The sequence below is a fragment of the Nocardioides psychrotolerans genome (genome assembly GCF_900113685.1).
Classification (GTDB): domain Bacteria; phylum Actinomycetota; class Actinomycetes; order Propionibacteriales; family Nocardioidaceae; genus Nocardioides; species Nocardioides psychrotolerans.
The window spans coordinates 14,895-32,138 of sequence record NZ_FOQG01000011.1; the positions used below are offsets into that span (position 1 = coordinate 14,895).

Genomic DNA, 17,244 nt, shown 5'->3' on the forward strand with positions numbered 1-17,244 from the left:
GGTGGACCGGGACCAGGGGTGCGACCAGGGCGGTGTCGGCGGTCCTTCCTAGACTCTGAGCATGACCCCTCACGACCTGGCCGCTGCCGGCCTGCGCCTCGACGTCGTCGGCACGGTGGCCACCGTCACCCTCGACCGTCCCGAGGTCCGCAACGCCCAGACCCCGGCCATGTGGCGCGCTCTCGGCTCACTCGGGTCGACGTTGCCCGACGACGTGCGCGTGGTGATCATCCGCGGTGAGGGAGCGACGTTCTCCGCCGGGCTCGACCGGACCCTGATGGACCCGGCGACCGCGCCCGAGGGCGTCGAGTCGGTCGGCGACCTGTTCGCCATGACCGACGAGGACATGGCGGCCACGATCGACGTCTACCAGCAGGGCTTCACCTGGCTGCGCGACCCGCGCTTCGTCTCGATCGCGGTCGTGCGGGGCTATGCCGTCGGCGCCGGCTTCCAGCTCGCGCTCTCCTGCGACCTGCGCGTGCTCGCCGACGACGCCCAGCTCTGCATGAAGGAGTCGGCGCTCGGACTGGTCCCCGACCTCACGGGAACAAAACCCCTCGTCGAGAGTGTTGGCTACGCACGGGCACTCGAGATCTGCGTGACCGCTCGGATGGTCGGAGCCGCCGAGGCCGTCGAGATCGGCCTCGCCCTGACCGCTGTCCCCGGCGAGGCGCTGGACGCCACGGTCGCCGATCTCGTCGCCGCCCTGACCGCCCCCATGCCGGGAGCGGTCTCCGAGACCAAGTCACTGCTCCTCGGAGCAGCCGAGCGCAGCCTCGAGGAGCAGCGTCGCCTGGAGCGAGTCGCCCAGGTCCGCCGCTTCCGCGAAGTCGCCCAGTTCCTGGCCCGCTGATGACCTCACGGCCGGGGGAGTAGGAGCCATGGTGTCCGGGATGTCCCCAGGCAACGGCGCTGTGTGGCGCAACCTCCGCACCGACAGGAGCGTCGTCAACAACCGCATCGAGGGCAAGACCGTCCGTCGGATCCTGACCTTCGCACGCCCTCACCGGCGCCTCATCACCGCATTCCTTACCCTCACGGTGATCGATGCAGCGATGGTCGCCGTGATGCCGCTGCTGGTCCAGAAGATCATCGACGACGGCATCCTGGCCGGTGACCGCGGCCTGGTCACCATGCTCGCCCTGGCCATGGCCGGCGTGGGAGTCCTCACCGCAGCGCTGGCCATCCTCGGCGGCTGGTTCTCCTCACGCATCGGTGAGAGCTTGATCTACGACCTCCGCACGCAGGTCTTCGCCCACGTCCAGCGCCAGTCGCTGGCGTTCTTCACCCGCACGCAGACCGGCGCCCTGGTCAGTCGTCTCAACAACGACGTGATCGGTGCCCAGCGTGCCTTCACCTCGACCCTGTCGAGCACCGTCTCCAACTCGATCTCCGTGGTCGTGGTCGGGGTCCTGATGCTGGTCCTGAGCTGGCAGGTCACCCTGCTGTGCCTCGCCCTCTTCCCGATCCTGTTCTTCGTCTCGCGCTGGGTCGGAGGCCGCCTCGCCGGGCTCACGCGGCGCCAGATGGACTGCAACGCCGACCTCGGCAACGTGATGACCGAGCGTTTCAACGTCGGCGGCGCGATGCTGCTCAAGCTCTTCGGCCGACGCGCCGACGAGGACATCCTCTTCGAGTCCAAGGCCGCCAACGTGCGCGACCTCGGCATCCGGATCTCCTTGATCACCCGGGTCTTCGGCGCGGCGATGCTGCTCGTGCCCGCGCTCGCGACCGCCCTGGTCTACGGCGTCGGCGGCAGCCTGGCCATCGACAAGACCCTGACGCTCGGCACCCTGCTGGCCCTGGCCACCCTGTTGCTGCGCCTGCTCGGGCCGCTCCAGGGCCTCTCCAACGTCCGCATCGACGTGATGACCGCGCTGGTCAGCTTCGAGCGGGTCTTCGAGGTCCTCGACCTGCCCTCCCAGATCCAGCAGAAGCACGGCGCCGTGGTGCTGCCTGCGAGCGCCGGCCGCCTGGAGTTCGAGCACGTCTCGTTCACCTACCCCCAGGCCTCCGAGATCTCCCTGGGTTCCCTGGAGTCGGTGGCCCGCACCGAGTCGCGTGACAACGAGCAGGTCCTCACCGACGTCGGCTTCGTGGCCGAAGCAGGGCAGATGATCGCGCTGGTCGGCCCCTCGGGTGCCGGCAAGACCACGATGACCCACCTCGTCGCCCGGCTCTACGACGTCGGCAGCGGCGCTGTGCGCGTCGGCGGGCACGACGTACGCGACGTGACGCTGGACTCCCTCGAGGACGTCGTCGGCTACGTCACCCAGGACGCCCACATGTTCCACGACACGATCCGCGCCAACCTGGTCTACGCCCGGCCCGACGCCACCGAGGAGCAGATCTGGTCGGCCCTCCAGGCGGCCCAGATCGCCGGCCTCGTGCGCAGCCTGCCCGATGGGCTCGACACGGTCGTCGGCGACCGCGGCTATCGCCTCTCCGGCGGCGAGCGTCAACGCCTGGCGATCGGCAGGCTGCTCCTCAAGGCGCCCTCGATCGTCGTCCTCGACGAGGCGACCGCCCACCTCGACAGCGAGTCGGAGGCCGCCGTGCAGCGCGCCCTCGACGCGGCGCTCGAGGGGCGCACGTCCCTGGTGATCGCCCACCGGCTCTCCACGGTCCGCAACGCCGACCAGATCCTGGTGCTCGACCGGGGCCAGATCGTCGAGTTCGGCACCCACACCGAGCTGCTGGCGCGCGGCGGGCTCTACACCGACCTCTACCGCACCCAGTTCGCCCAGGACACGTCCGCGGACCTGCCCGCCTGAGCCCAGTCGGCGCGATGTGACACCGGGGCGGGGGAGACTCTCACCACGACGGCCAGCCTCGACGACCCGCGGGTGTGCGGTCGGGTCTGGACGCGCGAGGAGACGTTGCTCGGGTTCGTCGGCTTCGTCGGTGACGTCGGGGACCAGGACTGATCCTGCGTCAGGCTCCCGACGAGCTCTCCGCGGCCTTGCGCTCGGTGGCCTCCGCGGCCTCCGCGGCCTCCGCGGCCTCCGCGGCCTCCCGGGCCTCCTGTTCCCGCCGCGCGCGCACGTAGGGGTGGTTGCTCTGGCGGACCTTCTTGGTCTTGACCTTGTGCTCCTCGACCCGCACGGGAGTGCCGCCGCGGCCGGCGGTGCGCCACTCGTCGTACATCAGGTAGAAGAACCCGAAGATCGCCAGCACGCCGAAGAACCACCACTGGAGGCCGTAGAAGAAGTGCGGTCCGTTGTCGAGCTCGGGCAGCTCCACCGGAGCCAGGGAGGTCGCGGGAGCGGGGTCCTCGGACTCCAGGTCCACGAAGCCGCCGTAGACCTCGCGTTCCAGGGCCTCGCCGATGGCGGTGCTGTTGACGGCGCGCGTCGACTGATCGGTGACCAGCGTCGAGTCACCGGTGCCGTCGACCCGCAGCCAGCCGTTGATCGTGACCTGGCCTGGCGGGGGAGACGGCACGTCGGCGGGCGTGGCTCCCTGGTTCTCCGTCTGCAGCCACCCGCGGTCGACCAGCACGGAGGTTCCCGACGAGGTCACCAGGGGGACGACGACGTCGATGCCGGCGACGCCGTCACGGGTGCGGTAGCGGACGATCACGGTGTCCTCGACGGCATAGGTGCCGGTCGCCGTCACCCGGCTCCACTCGTCGTCCTCGGAGACGCCCCTCCCGGTGCGCATCACGTCGCCGGCAGGGGTGGGTGGGCCGTCCTCGTTGGCCCGCACGATCGCGTTGCGGTCCTTGCGGTCCGCGAGCCGGTCGAACTGCCATCCGCCCAGCCACCAGGTCGCGTAGGCGACCACGACGATGGCAGCGGCGAAGAGGGCCCAGCGTCGGCTCAGCAGGAATCGGAACGAACGCACGACACCGAGAATAGGTCCCGCCCCTAGACTCGGGGTCATGCAGGTGCTGAAGCTCGGTGACAGGTACGGCCGCGTGGCCACGGATCTCCGTGTGTCCCTCACGGACCGCTGCAACCTTCGTTGCTCCTACTGCATGCCCGCGGAGGGGCTCGACTGGCTGCCCCAGGACGAGACCCTGACCGACGACGAGCTGGTCCGGTTGATCCGGATCGGAGTCGAGCGCCTCGGCATCCAGGAGCTCCGCTTCACCGGCGGCGAGCCGCTCGTCCGTCGCGGCCTCCCCGACCTCGTACGCCGAGTGCGGGAGATCGACGCGGGCATCGACATGTCGATGACGACCAACGCGCTCGGCCTGGCGCGCACTGCCCAGGCGCTGGCCGACGCGGGCCTCAACCGGGTCAACGTCAGCCTCGACACCGTGCGCGCCGACACCTTCCACGCCATCACCCGCCGCGACCGCCTCGACGACGTCATCGCCGGGCTGGCGGCGGCCGAGGCCGCAGGACTGGGCCCGGTCAAGGTCAACGCGGTGCTCATGCGCGGGCTCAACGACGACCAGGCGCCCGAGCTGCTGCGCTGGTGCCTCGACCGCGGCTACGAGCTGCGCTTCATCGAGCAGATGCCCCTCGACGCCCAGCACGGCTGGCAGCGCGACGGCATGGTCACCGCCGACGAGATCTTCGCCCATCTCGAGCGGGAGTTCACGCTCACGCCTGCCTCCGAGCCCCGCGGGTCGGCCCCGGCCGAGCTGTTCGTCGTCGACGGCGGCCCGGCCACTGTCGGCGTCATCGCTTCGGTCACACGCCCGTTCTGCGGTGACTGCGACCGCGTGCGGCTCACGGCCGACGGCCAGATCCGCAACTGCCTCTTCGCCCGGCACGAGTCAGACCTCCGCGCTGCGCTGCGTGACGGCACCTCCGACGCCGACATCGCTGAGCGCTGGGTCACCGCGGTCGCTGGCAAGGCGGCCGGTCACGGCATCGACGACGAGGGCTTCCTGCAGCCCGACCGTCCGATGTCTGCCATCGGCGGCTGACTCCGGGGCTAGGCGTGCGGCACGACGTCCTTGAGGAACCGGCGCGCGGTGAGGAAGTCCGAGAGCGACGTCTTGTGCTCGTCGCACGCGAGCCAGGTCTTGCGGCGTTCGGGGGTGTGCAGCTTCGGGTTGTTCCACAGCAGCTGCCACGTGGCAGCTGCCCGACAATCCTTGGCGGAGCAGACGTCGGGTTCCATGACCCCAGTTCTAGCGCAGGGCCACGGCCGGCTCGGGCGGCGGGTCAGTCGCGAGGACCGGCCGGCAGCTCGGCGTAGCGCCCGGGGGCGCCACGCAGCTCGAAGGAGTCGGTGCGCGTCGTCGCCGCGTTGGCCAGCACGACCGCGATGTAGGGCAGGATGATGGCCCCCGCGATGAGGAAGGGCCACAGCCAGTCGACGCCGCTGAGGGCGGCGATGACTGCCCCGACGAAGCACGCCGAGCGCAGGCTCATCGACCACAGGTAGCGCTTCTGCCGGGCCGCGATGTCCTTCTCCCGACTGGTCGAGGCGGTGGTGATGCGGATTGCCTCGCTGTCGTCCTTGCCTCGCCGTGCCATGGCTTCATCGTACGTCGGTACCGGTAGCCTCCTCCAGTCCGCAGATCACCACTGAGAGGCATTCCACATGACCAACCGCACCTACCGCGTGACCGAGATCGTCGGCACTTCTCCCGAGGGGATCGACGCCGCCGTTCGCAACGGTGTCGAGCGCGCGGCGAAGACGCTTCGCCACCTCGACTGGTTCGAGGTCACCCAGGTGCGCGGTCAGGTCAAGGACGGCCAGGTCGAGCACTTCCAGGTCGGCATCAAGGTCGGCTTCCGCCTCGAGGACGACTGAACCGCCTCGGACCGACCCCAAAGAGGTAGCCGCTCATTTGGGGCTACCCCGGGGTAATCGCTAGCGTCGATGAACGTGAGCGAAACCACCCCCCACGAGCCCCGGTCGGTGTTGGTCACCGGCGGCAACCGCGGCATCGGCCGTGCCATCGCCGAGGCATTCCTGGCCCAGGGCGACAAGGTCGCCGTGACGACGCGCAGCGGCGGGGCACCCGAGGGGGCCCTCGACGTGCGCTGCGACGTCACCGATGCGGCCGCCGTCGAGGCGGCCTTCGCTGAGGTCGAGGCCGCGCACGGCCCTGTCGAGGTCCTCGTCGCCAACGCCGGCATCACCGCCGACACGCTGGTGCTGCGGATGTCGGAGGAGCAGTGGTCCTCAGTCATCGACACCAACCTCACCGGGTCCTTCCGCCTGGCCAAGCGCGCCACCAAGGGCATGCTGCGCATGCGCAGGGGCCGCATCATCTTCATCTCCTCGGTCGTCGGGCTGCTCGGCTCGGCCGGCCAGGTCAACTACGCGGCGTCCAAGGCCGGCCTGGTCGGCATGGCGCGGTCGCTGGCTCGCGAGCTCGGCTCACGCTCGATCACGGCCAACGTGGTCTCGCCGGGCTTCGTGGAGACCGACATGACCGACGTGCTCACCGACGAGCAGCGAGCGGCGATCAAGACACAGGTGCCGTTGGGCCGCTACGCGGCGCCCGAGGAGGTCGCCGCTGCGGTGACCTGGCTCGCCGGCCCCGGCGGCGCCTACGTGACCGGCGCGGTGATCCCCGTCGACGGCGGACTAGGAATGGGGCACTGACATGAGCGACACCACGAGCATCAACCCGAACGGCATCCTCGCCGGCAAGCGGATCCTGGTCGCGGGCGTGACCATGGACTCCTCCATCGGCTTCGCGACCGCCAAGGTCGCCCAGGAGCAGGGCGCCGAGGTGCTCATCTCCAACTTCGGGCGCGCGTTGGGAATCACCCGGCGCATCGCCAAGCGGCTCCCGGTCACCCCGCCGGTCATCGAGCTCGACGTCACCGACGCCGACCACCTCGCGGCCCTGCCCGACGCCGTGCGCGAGCACGTCGACGGCCTCGACGGTGTCGTGCACTCGATCGCCTACGGCAACCCTGCGACGCTGCTCGGTGGCAAGTTCATGGGCGGCCCCTGGGAGGACGTCGCGCAGGCGGTGCAGGTCTCGGCCTACTCGCTGATGTCGCTGGCGCAGGCAGCACGGCCCCTGATGAGCCCGGGCGGCTCGGTCGTCGGCCTGACCTTCGACGCGACCGTCGCCTGGCCGGCCTACGACTGGATGGGCGTGGCCAAGGCCGGGCTCGAGTCGTGCAGCCGCTACCTCGCGCGCGACCTCGGTCCCGAGGGCATCCGGGTCAACCTCGTCTCTGCCGGACCGTTGCGGACCCTGGCCGCCAAGGCGATCCCCGGCTTCTCCGACCTCGAGGACATGTGGGCCACCCGTGCCCCCCTCGGGTGGGACAACGCCGACTACGCACCGACGGCCAAGGCGGTCTGCGCGTTGCTCTCGGACTTCTTCCCGGCGACCAGCGGCGAGATCATCCACGTCGACGGCGGCTTCCACGCGATGGGCGCCTGACCCCTCCCGACGCCTCGATGTGGCCCACGCGGGCGCCAGCGATAGCGTTCCACGGTGACTTCACTCGTCGAGCTCCGGGTCCTCGAGGGGCCCAACCTCTACTTCCCGCGGGCCGCCATCAAGCTGACCCTGGACGTCAGCGGGCTGGCAGCGGCGTCGGACGCCACGGCGCTGCGCTTCGCGACCCGCATCGGGCTCAAGAACGCCCGGCCCGGTTCGCCGGAGTCCGGCTTCCGGCAGCGCTTCGCCCTGCGTGCGGTCGCCCGACTGGTGCGCGCCGTCGCAGGTGAGGGCGGGACCCCGCGCCTCGCCGTACGGGTGCGGCCCACGAGCGACCAGCACCAGATCGTGGTCGCCTTCCCATGGGCCCACCGGGAGCGGGCCCAGGAGATGGGCCGCGCGATCGGGGACGTCCTCGACTCGCTGCTGAGCACCGACATCGAGGCCGCCGTCGGGCTGGCCGCCGAGCGCGTCGCCGCCGCCGAGCACGGCGACAAGCCCCACACGATCACTCCGAAGGTGCCGGTCGTCGCGGTAACCGGCACCAACGGCAAGACCACGACGTCGCGGATGATCGCCCACATCGGTCGCGCCGACGGCCGCCTGGTCGGCTGGTCCAACACCGACGGCATCTACATCGACGGCGAGATGGTCGAGTCGGGGGACTACTCCGGGCCGAGCGGCGCCGGACGCGTCCTCGCCCACCCGCAGGTGCAGCTCGCGGTCACCGAGACCGCCCGCGGCGGCATCCTGCTCAAGGGGATCGGCGTGACCCACAACGACGTCTCGGTCGTCACCAACGTCTCCGCCGACCACCTGGGCCAGCAGGGCATCGACACGGTCGACCAGCTCGCCGAGGTCAAGGCCGTCGTGCCGCGCATCACCCGCAAGAGCGGCTGGGCCGTCCTCAACGGCGACGACCCGCGCGTCTACGACATGCGCAACGTCATCAAGGCCAAGCCGTGGGTCTTCAGTCGCGACGCGGACTCGCCCGCGATCCGCGAGACGCTCAACGCCGGTGGTCGCGCGACGACCGTGATCGACGGCTGGGTGTCGGTGCTGACGCCCAAGTCGGACCCCGACCCGATGATCGAGCTGGTCGACGTGCCCATGACGCTCGCCGGCCTCTCACGCTTCAACGTCGAGAACACGCTGGCGGCCGTCTCCGCCTCCTTGGCGATCGGCATCTCGCGCGACGTCGTGATCGAGGGGCTGCGCACCTTCCTGCCCGACGCGGAGCACAACCCCGGGCGGATGAACTTCTTCTCGATGGGCGAGGTCTCGGTCGTCATGGACCTGGCCCACAACGAAGCCGGCCTCGAGGCCCTGATGGAGATCATGAACGGCGTACGACGCCCGGGGGCGCGCCTGCTGCTCGGCCTCGGCGTCGTGGGGGACCGCACGGACGACCTCATCGAGAAGCTCGGCGAGATCGCGGCGCGGGACAGCGACGTGGTGGCGATCGGGCACAAGGAGCACTACCTGCGCGGACGCACGACCGAGGAGCTCGAGGAGCTCATGCGTGCCGGCGCCGAGCGGGTCGGGGTGACCGGCGTGCCGGCGTACCCGACCGAGGTCGCCGTGCTCGCTGCGCTGGTCGGCCAGGCGCTGCCAGGCGACGTGGTCGGCCTGATGTGCCACGCGGAGCGCCAGGAGTGCTACGACTGGATCGCCGAGCACGGCGGAGTCCCCGACGCACCGGAGACCCTGGCAGCGAAGGTCAGGGCCGCTGCCGAGCAGGCCTGAGAGCCGAGTCGGCGCAATGTCGCAACCGTGCAACATCGCGCCGACTCGGCCCACGGATCAGGTGTCGCCGCGGTCGACCAGGTGGCCGGGCTCGCGCAGGTCCACGTCGCCCTCGACGACCAGGGCGCTGAGGCCGTCGACGGTGCGTGTCTCGTGCGGCTCGCCGCGCTCCCAGACCGCCGCCTGGCCCGGCCCGATGGAGACCGGCTCCCCGTCGGCACCGGAGACCGTCGCGTCGCCGTCGAGGACCACCATGAGCTGGGTCGCCACCGCGGGGTGAGCGCCGATCAGTCCTCCGGGCTTGAGCTCGACCATCACGAGGGCGGCATCGGCGGTGATGCCGAGCGCGGACACCGAGAAGCGCTTGCTCCCGTGGTTGTCGATCGTCTGCCGCGGCAGCGCGCCCAGCCGGATGATCCGCACCGGCTCAGGAGTCGCTGACAGGTGGGTCGTAGTCGGGGTCGGCAGCCGGTGCGTCGGGGTTGACGCCCGAGCCGGCCTGGGCCTGGTGACCGAAGCTCTCCAGCTCAGCCATCACCTGCTGGTGCTTGTCGACGCAGAGCACGAGCAGGTCGCCACGGTTGGTGCGCGCCATCGCGTGGCGGACCGCCTCGATCTCGTCGAGCACCTCCTCGACCTGCTTGCAGCGGCTGCCCTCGGCCATGGCACGTCGTACGCCCTCGATCACGAAGCCCGCCACCTCGCCGCGCTCGCGACCCCGGAGGCTGACGTCCTCGCGGACGATGAGCACGTCGAAGTGCTGCGCCGCGATCGACCCGAGCTCGCGCATGTCTTCGTCGCGACGGTCGCCGGCGGTCGCGATGATGCCGATCCGGGAGGGGCGCGCCAGGTCGTGGGTGCCGGACATCGAGTCGCCGATGCGGTCCACGAAGTCGCCGAGCATCTTCATGCCGGGCGCGTTGTGGCAGTAGTCGACGATGACGTTGACGCCGTTGACGTCGACCTCGTTGAGACGACCGGGGGAGAGGTAGTAGTTGGTGGAGAACGTGCGCAGGCCCTGACGGATGTCGTGGAGCGGCGCACCGGCCGCGAACGCCGCAGCGGCCGCCGCGAGCGTGTTCTGCACGTTCATCCGCGCCTTGCCACCGAACGTCGCGGGCAGCAGGTGGGTCCAGGCCAGCTGCATCTCGCGCGGGCCGTGCTTGACCACGATCATCTCGCCGCGTTCGGAGGGGTTGAGGACCAGCGCCTTGCCGCCGCGGCGGCAGTGGGCATCGATCATGTCGCGGGTCTCCGTGCCGGGCTCCTCCATCGAGAACCACACCACCGACCCGGAGCAGCGGCGGCGCATGTCGCGCACCAGCGGGTCGTCCGCGTTGAGCACGGCGTGCCCGTCGCGCGGGACGGCCTCGACGAGGACCGCCTTGACGTCGGCGAGCTGCTCGACGGTGTCGATGCCGCCCAGGCCGAGGTGGTCGGGCTGCACGTTGAGGACCACGGCCACGTCGTTGCGTTCGTAGCCCAGGCCCTCGCGCAGGATGCCCCCGCGGGCGACCTCGAAGACCGCGAAGTCGACGCGCGGGTTCTGCAGGACCATCCGCGCGGAGCGCGGGCCCGACGCGTCGGAGCGGATCAGCAGGCGCTCGTCGATGACGACGCCGTCGGTCGAGGTCATGCCGACCTTGCGGCCCATGCCCTTGAAGATGTGGCTGATCATCCGCGACGTGGTGGTCTTGCCGTTGGTGCCGGTCACGGCGACGATCGGGATGCGGCTGGTCGCACCCGGCGGGAAGAGCATGTCGACGACCGGCTTGGCGATGAACTGCGGCTCACCGATGGTCGGGTGCGTGTGCATCCGGAATCCGGGGGCGGCGTTGATCTCGCAGATCGCGCCTCCGGTCTCGCGCACGGGCTCGGTGATGTCGGGGCAGATGAAGTCGATGCCGGCGATGTCGAGGCCGACCATGCGGGCGGCCTCCTCGGCGATCTCGACGTTCTCAGGGTGCGCCTCGAAGGTGCGGTCGATGGAGATGCCACCGGTCGACATGTTGCCGGTCAGCGCGAGCTTGACCATCTGGCCGTCGGGCGGGACATCGGTCATCGCGAAGCCCTGCTCACGCACGAGCTCGATCGCCGCGTCGTCGACCTTGATCCGGGTGAGGACCTTCTCGTGGCCGACACCACGGCGCGGGTCGGCGTTGGCGGTGTCGACGAGCTGCTCGACGGTGCGGGTGCCGTCACCGGTGACCGACGCGGGCACGCGCTCGGCGATCGCGGCGACCTTGCCGTCGATGATCAGGCAGCGGTAGTCCTTGCCGATGATCAGCGACTCCACCACGATGACGCCGCGGCGCGACTGCTCCTCGGCGATCGGGAACGCCTCGCGCACCTCCTGCTCGTTCTGCAGGTCGAGGCACACTCCGCGGCCGTGGTTGCCGTCGAGCGGCTTGATCACGACGGGATAGCCGATGCGCTCGGCGGCTCGCACGGCCTGGTCCGCGGAGCGCACGGTGTCCTGCTTGGGGACCGGGAGGCCGGCGGCGCCGAGGAGCCGCGTGGTGAGGTCCTTGTCGGAGGCGATGTCGACGGCGATGGCCGAGGTGTTGGACGTCATCGTCGCGCGGATGCGCTTGGCGTGGACACCCTGGCCGAGCTGGACCAGGGAGTGCTGGTTGAGCCGGATCCACGGGATGTCGCGAGAGACGGCCTCGTCCAGGATCGCCTGGGTGGAGGGACCGAACGCCGTGCGCTCGGCGCGCAGGATGAAGCGTTCCAGCTCGTCGTCCCAGTCGAATTCCGGGTCGGCCTGCACGAGGTGGTTGACCAGGCGTACGGCGAGGCGCGCGGCCGCCAGCCCGACCTGCTCGTCGGCGTAGCCGAAGATGACGTTGTAGTGCCCCTTCTGACCTCTGACCTGGCGGGTCTTTCCGCGGCGGATGTCGTGGCCGACGACCTGCTGGAGCGCCAATGCGGCGTGCTCGGCGACGTGTCCGAGCCAGGTGCCCTCGTTGAGGCGCTCGACGAAGCCGCCACGTTTGCCGCGCGAGCAGGAGTGCTCCCGCAGGCCCGGCAGCATCTGCAGGATGTTGTCGGTGAACCCGGGGATCGTGTTGGTCGGGAAGTCCTCGAGCGAGCCGAGGTCGACCACCAGGTGGATCGCCTTGTCGTAGGACCAGATGTTGGCGCCGCGATAGACCCGCGTGTCGAGGATCGCGAGGTCGGGCGTGGGGCGTTCGGTCATGAGGTGACTCCGTCCGGGGCTGCAGCGGGCGTGCTCTTCTTGCGGGTGCGGGCCAGTCGTCGCCTCAGCACCGTTGGTGAGGCGTCGGCCGCCGCGATGTCGCGTGCCATCTGACGCAGGTCGTGGCTGGCCTCGGCGAACGACGCGGCCTCCTCGATGGCCACCCGACGGTCGGGCGGCACCAGGGTGCGGGTCGTCAGGTCGAACACCGCGCCCTCGGGCAGCGTGTGGAGCACGATGCCGGAGGCGAGGATCGGGTTGGAGCGCTTGGCCTCGTAGGCGTTGGTCGTGATCCGGGCCGGGTCGAAGATCGTCACCGATCCGCGACCGACCACGCGCAGGAGGGCGTGGGGCGCGCCGTCGTAGCCCTCGGCGACATCGGGGTCGTCGGGCGCGTGCACGACGCGCTGCTCGACGATCGCGGCGGTGTCCTCGTCGACACCGATCCCCAGGAGCTGGGGCGACTGGGAGACGATCATCAACAGCCGACCGTAGCGGTTGCGCTGGTCGAAGTGCTGGTCGATGACCGACGAGTCGAGCAGCCCGAGCCCGGCGGCGACCTGCGTCATCCGCTGCTTGGGCGTCGAGCCAGGTCCACCGAACGCGACCATGTGGCTGGACTGGATGCTCGCACCGGCCGACGTGCCGGCGACGACGACCCCGCGCTCGTGGGCGTCGAGGATCGCGTCGCCGAGCGGCGTGCCGCAGATGATCGCCGAGAGCTTGAGCTGGTTGCCGCCGGTCATGAAGATGCCGGTTGCCGCGCGCAGGGAAGCGACGAGGGTCTGGTCGTGGGCGTCGTCGCGCGTCTCCGGACGGATGGCGATCACGTCACCGGCACCCTCGCGGCGGAAGAGCGCGTCGTAGACCTCGATGACCTCGATGCCGAGCGACGACGCGGTCGGGACCACCGCGATCCGGGCATCCTCACCGCCCGCGGCGGCCACGAACTCCCTCAGGATCGTCCGCTTGCGGAGCTTGTCCTCGGCGCCGCCGATGATCATGAGGGGTCCCTTGGGCATGGCGATCACCCTAGGGTGTGATCATGGTTGCAGACATGCCCGGATCCCCCCGGACCCTCGTCGTGATGCGTCACGCCAAGGCGGAACAGGCCGGTCCAACCGACTTCGAGCGCGAGCTCGCCGAGCGTGGCCGACAAGACGGCGCTGCGGCCGGCGGGTGGCTCGCGGCGCGCGGGATCCTCCCCGACGTGGCGCTCGTCTCGGCCGCCACGCGCGCCCGGCAGACCTTCACCTCGGTCGCCCAGGGCGCGCAGTGGACCCTCGAGCCGACCCTGGACCGCGGTCTCTACGCCGCCGACCCCGACACCGCCCTCGACCTGGTGCGCTCGCTCGGCGACGACGTGTCCACCGTGGTCGTCATCGGCCACAACCCCACGATGGCCTACCTCGCCACCATTCTCGACGACGGCGAGGGGGACGCCGCGGTCGGCATGACCGGCGCGTTCCCCACCAGCGCCGTCGCGGTCTTCACCTACGACGGCACCTGGGGCGACCTCGCCGGCGGCGGCGCCCGCGTCACGGCCTACCACGTCGGCCGTGCCTGACCGGACGTCGTAGGCCTCAGACGGGGGGAGCGGGGGTGACGATGCCGGCCTCGGCGTCGGCCATCTCGATCTCCTCACGCGAGATGCCGAGGAGGTAGACGATCGCGTCGAGGTAGGGCACGTTGACCGAGGTGTCGGCCGCCTCCTGCACGATCGGTCGTGCGTTGTAGGCGATGCCGAGACCGGCAGCGTTGAGCATGTCGACGTCGTTGGCCCCGTCGCCGATCGCGATGACGGCGGACTCGGGCACGCCCACCTTCGCAGCAAACTCGCGCAGCGCCTGGGCCTTGCCGGCCCGGTCGACGACGGACCCCACGATCTCGCCGGTGATAGTGCCGTCGACGATCTCGAGCACGTTGGCGCGGGCGTAGTGGATGCCCAGGTCCTCGGCCAGGCGGTCGGTGATCTGGCTGAAGCCACCCGAGACGATCGCGAAGCGGTAGCCGAGGCGGCGCAGCGTGCGCACCATGGTGCGAGCGCCCGGGGTGATGACGATGTCGCCGTAGACCGTGTCGAGGGCGGCAGCGTCGAGCCCGGCGAGCAGCCGGACGCGCTGGCGCAGCGACTCCTCGAAGTCGATCTCGCCGCGCATGGCCGACTCGGTGATGCGGGCGACCTCAGGCTCGCAGCCCGCGTGGGCGGCGAGCATCTCGATCACCTCGCCCTGGATCAGGGTGGAGTCGACATCGAGGACGATCAGCCGCATCCCGCGGCGCAGCAGGTTGGCGGGCTGCACGGCGACATCGACGGACTGGGCGGCCGCCTCCAGCGCGAGCAGGGCCCGCAGCTGCACGGGGTCGGCGCCGGAGACGTGCAGGTCGATGGCGGTGACCGGATAGCGCGCCATCCGCTCGATGCGGTCGATGTTGCCGCCGCAGTCGGCGATCCGACCGGCGATCGCGGCCATCGCCGAGGCCTTCAGGGGGGTGCCGATGATCGTGACGTGCGACCGGCCCTCACGCCGCGCCTTGTTGTCCCCGGAGCCGCGGTCGATCTCGACGGTCATGTCGAGGGCGGCAGCGGTCTCCTCGACTGCGGACTTCAGCTTCTTCCAGTCACGGGGAGCTGTGACGAGCACCCCGAGGATCAGGCGGCGGCGAAGGAGGATCTGCTCGATGTCGACGACCTCGACCCCGGCGAGGGCCAGGGTGGCGAAGATCGAGGAGGTCACCCCGGGCCGGTCCTTGCCGGTGAGGGTGATCAGCAGCGTCTCGGGCTTCGACTTCGGCACGCTCATGGTGCTGGTGAGGTTATCGCCCGCAGGTGGATGGTCGCAGGCCCCGTCCATGCCGGCGCCTGAGCCGCCCGGCTACGCCCGGCGGACAGGTGCGCATCTGGTCCCGCAGCTCGGCCCGCAGCTCAGCCCGGAGGCCAGCCCTCGGGCGAGAACGCCGCGACCAGCGCCCGTCGCCCGGCTCGCTCGAGCGGCACGAGGGCCGCCCGGCGCTGCTCGATCTCCACGACGCTCAGTGCCCCGCCGTCGTCCTCGAGCGCTATCTCCACGATCTCCAGCGCCTGCTGACCTCGCGCGGCCAGGTCGATGCACCGGTCCGGCACGCCCGGGGGAGCGACGTACGTCGTGCGGTGCCGCAGGTTCAGCAGCCGATCGGCCACCTCGGGGCGCCACTTCGCGACCTCGAGTGCGGCCAAGTCCTCGGAGGCGTGGAGCAGTGCCGCGCGCAGTGCGCGGTCGGCCTCGCCGACGTCGGGCACCTGGCGAGGTGCGGCCAGGTGCGCCACCCACTCGTACGCCGGCCCGACGGCGCGCGGGGTCAGGCCGATGCCCGCTCCCACGGCGACCACCCCCTCACCGACCTCCAGGGCAGCCCGGTTGAACTCTGCCGGTCCGCCGAGGCCCACCAGGTCGCCCTCCGCGGGGAAGGTCGCGCCGAACGCGTGGGCACCGAGTGCCCGCAGCCGGGCCAGCGCGCCGAGGATCGAGTCGCCGTCGACGCCGTCGATCCCGGAGACGACGTGGGCGACGCTGTCCTCCAGGACGGCATCGAGGAGCTGGTCGGCGACCACGTGCCCCCGCAGCCACGCGGTGCCCCACCAGGCGACGCGGGCCGACACGGCGAGAGGAGTGGTCACGACGGTCGAGGATAGCCGCGGGACCGGCAACGGCCCTGGATAGGGTGAGCGGCATGGGAGCAGTGCTGGAGTTCGCGGACGTCACGGTTCGTCGGGGCGAGGCCACCCTGCTGGATGAGGTCTCCTGGACCGTCGAGGAGGACGAGCGCTGGGTCGTGCTCGGCCCCAACGGAGCGGGCAAGACGACCCTGCTGCAGGTCGCGTCCGCGCAGGTGCACCCGACGTCCGGGGTGGCTGGCATCCTCGACGAGGTGCTCGGCACGGTCGACGTCTTCGAGCTGCGCCCCCGCATCGGCCTCACCAGCGCGGCCCTCGCCGAGCGGATCCCGCGCGGCGAGCGCGTCCACGACGTCGTCGTGTCGGCCTCCTACGGCGTCGTCGGACGCTGGCGTGAGGACTACGACACCCTCGACCACGACCGTGCGGCGAGCCTGCTGACCGAGCTCGGCGTCAGCAGCCTCACCGATCGCACCTTCGGCACCCTGAGCGAGGGCGAGCGCAAGCGCGTGCAGATCGCCCGGGCTCTCATGGCCGACCCCGAGCTGCTGCTGCTCGACGAGCCGGCCGCCGGGCTGGACCTCGGCGGTCGCGAGGACCTCGTCTCGACGCTCTCGGTGCTGGCCATGGACGCCGACTCCCCGGCCACCGTGCTGGTCTCCCACCACGTCGAGGAGATCCCGCCCGGCTTCAGCCACGCGCTGCTGCTGCGCCAAGGGGCCGTCGTCGCCGCGGGCCTGCTCGACGACGTCCTCACCGAGGCCAACCTCGCCGCGACGTTCGGCATGCCGTTGACCATCCGCCAGGAGGACGGCCGCTGGTCGGCGCGTCGACAGACGCGTCACCGATAGGGTTCCACCATGGACTGGATCTTGGACAACCTGTGGCAGGCCTGGCTGGGCCTGGCCATCGTCCTGGGTGTGGCCGAGATGTTCAGCCTCGACCTGGTGCTGATCATGGTCGCCGTCGGTGCCGTGGCCGGCATGACGACCGCGCTCCTGGGGGCACCGTTCGTGCTCCAGGCCGTGGTGGCAGCCGGTGCCTCCGTCGCCATGCTGGCCCTGGTGCGACCGCCGATCGCCAAGCGCTTCCACGGCGGCCCCGAGCTCAGCCTCGGCCACGGCAAGCTGGTCGGCCAGCGTGCGATCGTCACCCAGACCATCACCGGTCTCGAGGTCGGGCGCATCAAGATCGGCGGCGAGATCTGGACCGCGGCGCCCTACGACGAGCACCTCACGCTGGTGCCGGGCCAGAGCGTCGAGGTCCTCGCGATCAAGGGCGCCACCGCCTACGTCCACCCGGTCGGCGTCATCGAGTCCTAGC

18 protein-coding genes are annotated in these 17,244 nt (G+C 70.8%); 10 read left to right on the plus strand and 8 right to left on the minus strand.

Annotated features, from left to right (window positions below):
• Nucleotides 1–61: 61 nt before the first annotated feature.
• Both BM204_RS13705 and BM204_RS13710 read left to right on the plus strand, forming a co-directional pair.
• Nucleotides 62–853, plus strand: coding sequence for an enoyl-CoA hydratase/isomerase family protein (locus BM204_RS13705; RefSeq protein ID WP_091114355.1), 792 nt, complete (start codon nucleotides 62–64; stop codon nucleotides 851–853).
• A gap of 40 nt (nucleotides 854–893) precedes the next feature.
• Nucleotides 894–2,774: an ABC transporter ATP-binding protein gene (locus BM204_RS13710; protein ID WP_246166237.1), complete on the plus strand. Its 1,881-nt coding sequence runs from the start codon at nucleotides 894–896 to the stop codon at nucleotides 2,772–2,774.
• A gap of 160 nt (nucleotides 2,775–2,934) precedes the next feature.
• Here BM204_RS13710 and BM204_RS13715 read toward each other — a convergent pair whose 3' ends face one another.
• Nucleotides 2,935–3,846 (minus strand): SURF1 family cytochrome oxidase biogenesis protein, encoded by a 912-nt coding sequence (locus tag BM204_RS13715; protein WP_091114360.1) that lies wholly within the window; start codon nucleotides 3,844–3,846, stop codon nucleotides 2,935–2,937.
• 37 nt (nucleotides 3,847–3,883) lie between these two features.
• Here BM204_RS13715 and moaA point away from each other — a divergent pair, with 37 nt between their 5' ends.
• On the plus strand, nucleotides 3,884–4,882 hold the full coding sequence (moaA, locus tag BM204_RS13720) for a GTP 3',8-cyclase MoaA (RefSeq protein WP_091114362.1): 999 nt from the start codon (nucleotides 3,884–3,886) through the stop codon (nucleotides 4,880–4,882).
• 8 nt (nucleotides 4,883–4,890) lie between these two features.
• On the opposite strand, the gene BM204_RS13725 is transcribed toward moaA, so the two are convergent.
• A complete protein-coding gene (locus BM204_RS13725) occupies nucleotides 4,891–5,079 on the minus strand; it encodes an acetone carboxylase (RefSeq protein WP_091114365.1) in 189 nt (62 codons plus the stop codon).
• Between the two features lie 44 nt (nucleotides 5,080–5,123).
• Nucleotides 5,124–5,438: a DUF3099 domain-containing protein gene (locus BM204_RS13730; RefSeq protein WP_091114366.1), complete on the minus strand. Its 315-nt coding sequence runs from the start codon at nucleotides 5,436–5,438 to the stop codon at nucleotides 5,124–5,126.
• Nucleotides 5,439–5,505: 67 nt separating this feature from the next.
• Between BM204_RS13730 and BM204_RS13735 the strand changes: the two genes are divergently transcribed.
• The 4 genes from BM204_RS13735 (at nucleotide 5,506) to BM204_RS13750 (ending at nucleotide 9,064) form a co-directional block, all read left to right on the plus strand.
• Nucleotides 5,506–5,718 carry a dodecin gene (locus tag BM204_RS13735; RefSeq protein ID WP_091114369.1) on the plus strand — a complete coding sequence of 71 codons (213 nt, stop codon included), beginning with the start codon at nucleotides 5,506–5,508 and terminating at the stop codon, nucleotides 5,716–5,718.
• Between the two features lie 75 nt (nucleotides 5,719–5,793).
• Nucleotides 5,794–6,519: a 3-oxoacyl-ACP reductase FabG gene (gene fabG, locus BM204_RS13740; RefSeq protein WP_246166238.1), complete on the plus strand. Its 726-nt coding sequence runs from the start codon at nucleotides 5,794–5,796 to the stop codon at nucleotides 6,517–6,519.
• 1 nt (nucleotide 6,520) lies between these two features.
• Nucleotides 6,521–7,318, plus strand: coding sequence for an enoyl-ACP reductase FabI (gene fabI, locus BM204_RS13745; RefSeq protein WP_091114373.1), 798 nt, complete (start codon nucleotides 6,521–6,523; stop codon nucleotides 7,316–7,318).
• A gap of 54 nt (nucleotides 7,319–7,372) precedes the next feature.
• Nucleotides 7,373–9,064 carry a Mur ligase family protein gene (locus BM204_RS13750; protein WP_091114376.1) on the plus strand — a complete coding sequence of 564 codons (1,692 nt, stop codon included), beginning with the start codon at nucleotides 7,373–7,375 and terminating at the stop codon, nucleotides 9,062–9,064.
• Nucleotides 9,065–9,121: 57 nt separating this feature from the next.
• On the opposite strand, the gene BM204_RS13755 is transcribed toward BM204_RS13750, so the two are convergent.
• Genes BM204_RS13755 through BM204_RS13765 form a run of 3 tightly spaced genes read right to left on the minus strand, consistent with a single transcriptional unit; the run spans nucleotide 9,122 to nucleotide 13,288 of the window.
• Nucleotides 9,122–9,487 (minus strand): cupin domain-containing protein, encoded by a 366-nt coding sequence (locus tag BM204_RS13755; protein WP_091114379.1) that lies wholly within the window; start codon nucleotides 9,485–9,487, stop codon nucleotides 9,122–9,124.
• A gap of 4 nt (nucleotides 9,488–9,491) precedes the next feature.
• A complete protein-coding gene (gene cphA / locus BM204_RS13760; protein WP_091114381.1) occupies nucleotides 9,492–12,266 on the minus strand; it encodes a cyanophycin synthetase in 2,775 nt (924 codons plus the stop codon).
• Nucleotides 12,263–13,288, minus strand: a complete 1,026-nt coding sequence (locus BM204_RS13765; protein ID WP_091114639.1) for a cyanophycinase — start codon at nucleotides 13,286–13,288, stop codon at nucleotides 12,263–12,265. Before BM204_RS13765 ends, cphA begins: the two co-directional genes overlap by 4 nt.
• 35 nt (nucleotides 13,289–13,323) lie before the next feature.
• Here BM204_RS13765 and BM204_RS13770 point away from each other — a divergent pair, with 35 nt between their 5' ends.
• A complete protein-coding gene (locus BM204_RS13770) occupies nucleotides 13,324–13,833 on the plus strand; it encodes a SixA phosphatase family protein (RefSeq protein ID WP_170259152.1) in 510 nt (169 codons plus the stop codon).
• Between the two features lie 16 nt (nucleotides 13,834–13,849).
• On the opposite strand, the gene serB is transcribed toward BM204_RS13770, so the two are convergent.
• Nucleotides 13,850–15,070 carry a phosphoserine phosphatase SerB gene (gene serB / locus BM204_RS13775; protein WP_091114384.1) on the minus strand — a complete coding sequence of 407 codons (1,221 nt, stop codon included), beginning with the start codon at nucleotides 15,068–15,070 and terminating at the stop codon, nucleotides 13,850–13,852.
• Between the two features lie 122 nt (nucleotides 15,071–15,192).
• Entirely contained in the window at nucleotides 15,193–15,924 is a 732-nt protein-coding gene (locus BM204_RS13780) for an Rv1486c family protein (RefSeq protein ID WP_091114386.1), read from the minus strand.
• A gap of 53 nt (nucleotides 15,925–15,977) precedes the next feature.
• Between BM204_RS13780 and BM204_RS13785 the strand changes: the two genes are divergently transcribed.
• Nucleotides 15,978–16,772, plus strand: coding sequence for an ABC transporter ATP-binding protein (locus BM204_RS13785; RefSeq protein ID WP_091114387.1), 795 nt, complete (start codon nucleotides 15,978–15,980; stop codon nucleotides 16,770–16,772).
• A 9-nt stretch (nucleotides 16,773–16,781) separates the two neighbouring features.
• Nucleotides 16,782–17,243, plus strand: coding sequence for an NfeD family protein (locus BM204_RS13790; RefSeq protein ID WP_091114389.1), 462 nt, complete (start codon nucleotides 16,782–16,784; stop codon nucleotides 17,241–17,243).
• Nucleotide 17,244: the final 1 nt, after the last annotated feature.

Excerpts from the sequence above, each read along its gene's own strand:
- BM204_RS13705 (WP_091114355.1), top strand. The coding sequence starts at position 62 with ATGACCCCTCACGACCTGGCCGCTGCCGGCCTGCGCCTCGACGTCGTC.
- BM204_RS13710 (WP_246166237.1), top strand. The coding sequence starts at position 894 with ATGTCCCCAGGCAACGGCGCTGTGTGGCGCAACCTCCGCACCGACAGG.
- moaA (WP_091114362.1), top strand. The coding sequence starts at position 3,884 with ATGCAGGTGCTGAAGCTCGGTGACAGGTACGGCCGCGTGGCCACGGAT.
- BM204_RS13725 (WP_091114365.1), bottom strand. The coding sequence starts at position 5,079 with ATGGAACCCGACGTCTGCTCCGCCAAGGATTGTCGGGCAGCTGCCACG.
- BM204_RS13730 (WP_091114366.1), bottom strand. The coding sequence starts at position 5,438 with ATGGCACGGCGAGGCAAGGACGACAGCGAGGCAATCCGCATCACCACC.
- BM204_RS13735 (WP_091114369.1), top strand. The coding sequence starts at position 5,506 with ATGACCAACCGCACCTACCGCGTGACCGAGATCGTCGGCACTTCTCCC.
- fabI (WP_091114373.1), top strand. The coding sequence starts at position 6,521 with ATGAGCGACACCACGAGCATCAACCCGAACGGCATCCTCGCCGGCAAG.
- cphA (WP_091114381.1), bottom strand. The coding sequence starts at position 12,266 with ATGACCGAACGCCCCACGCCCGACCTCGCGATCCTCGACACGCGGGTC.
- BM204_RS13765 (WP_091114639.1), bottom strand. The coding sequence starts at position 13,288 with ATGCCCAAGGGACCCCTCATGATCATCGGCGGCGCCGAGGACAAGCTC.
- BM204_RS13770 (WP_170259152.1), top strand. The coding sequence starts at position 13,324 with ATGCCCGGATCCCCCCGGACCCTCGTCGTGATGCGTCACGCCAAGGCG.
- serB (WP_091114384.1), bottom strand. The coding sequence starts at position 15,070 with ATGAGCGTGCCGAAGTCGAAGCCCGAGACGCTGCTGATCACCCTCACC.
- BM204_RS13785 (WP_091114387.1), top strand. The coding sequence starts at position 15,978 with ATGGGAGCAGTGCTGGAGTTCGCGGACGTCACGGTTCGTCGGGGCGAG.
- BM204_RS13790 (WP_091114389.1), top strand. The coding sequence starts at position 16,782 with ATGGACTGGATCTTGGACAACCTGTGGCAGGCCTGGCTGGGCCTGGCC.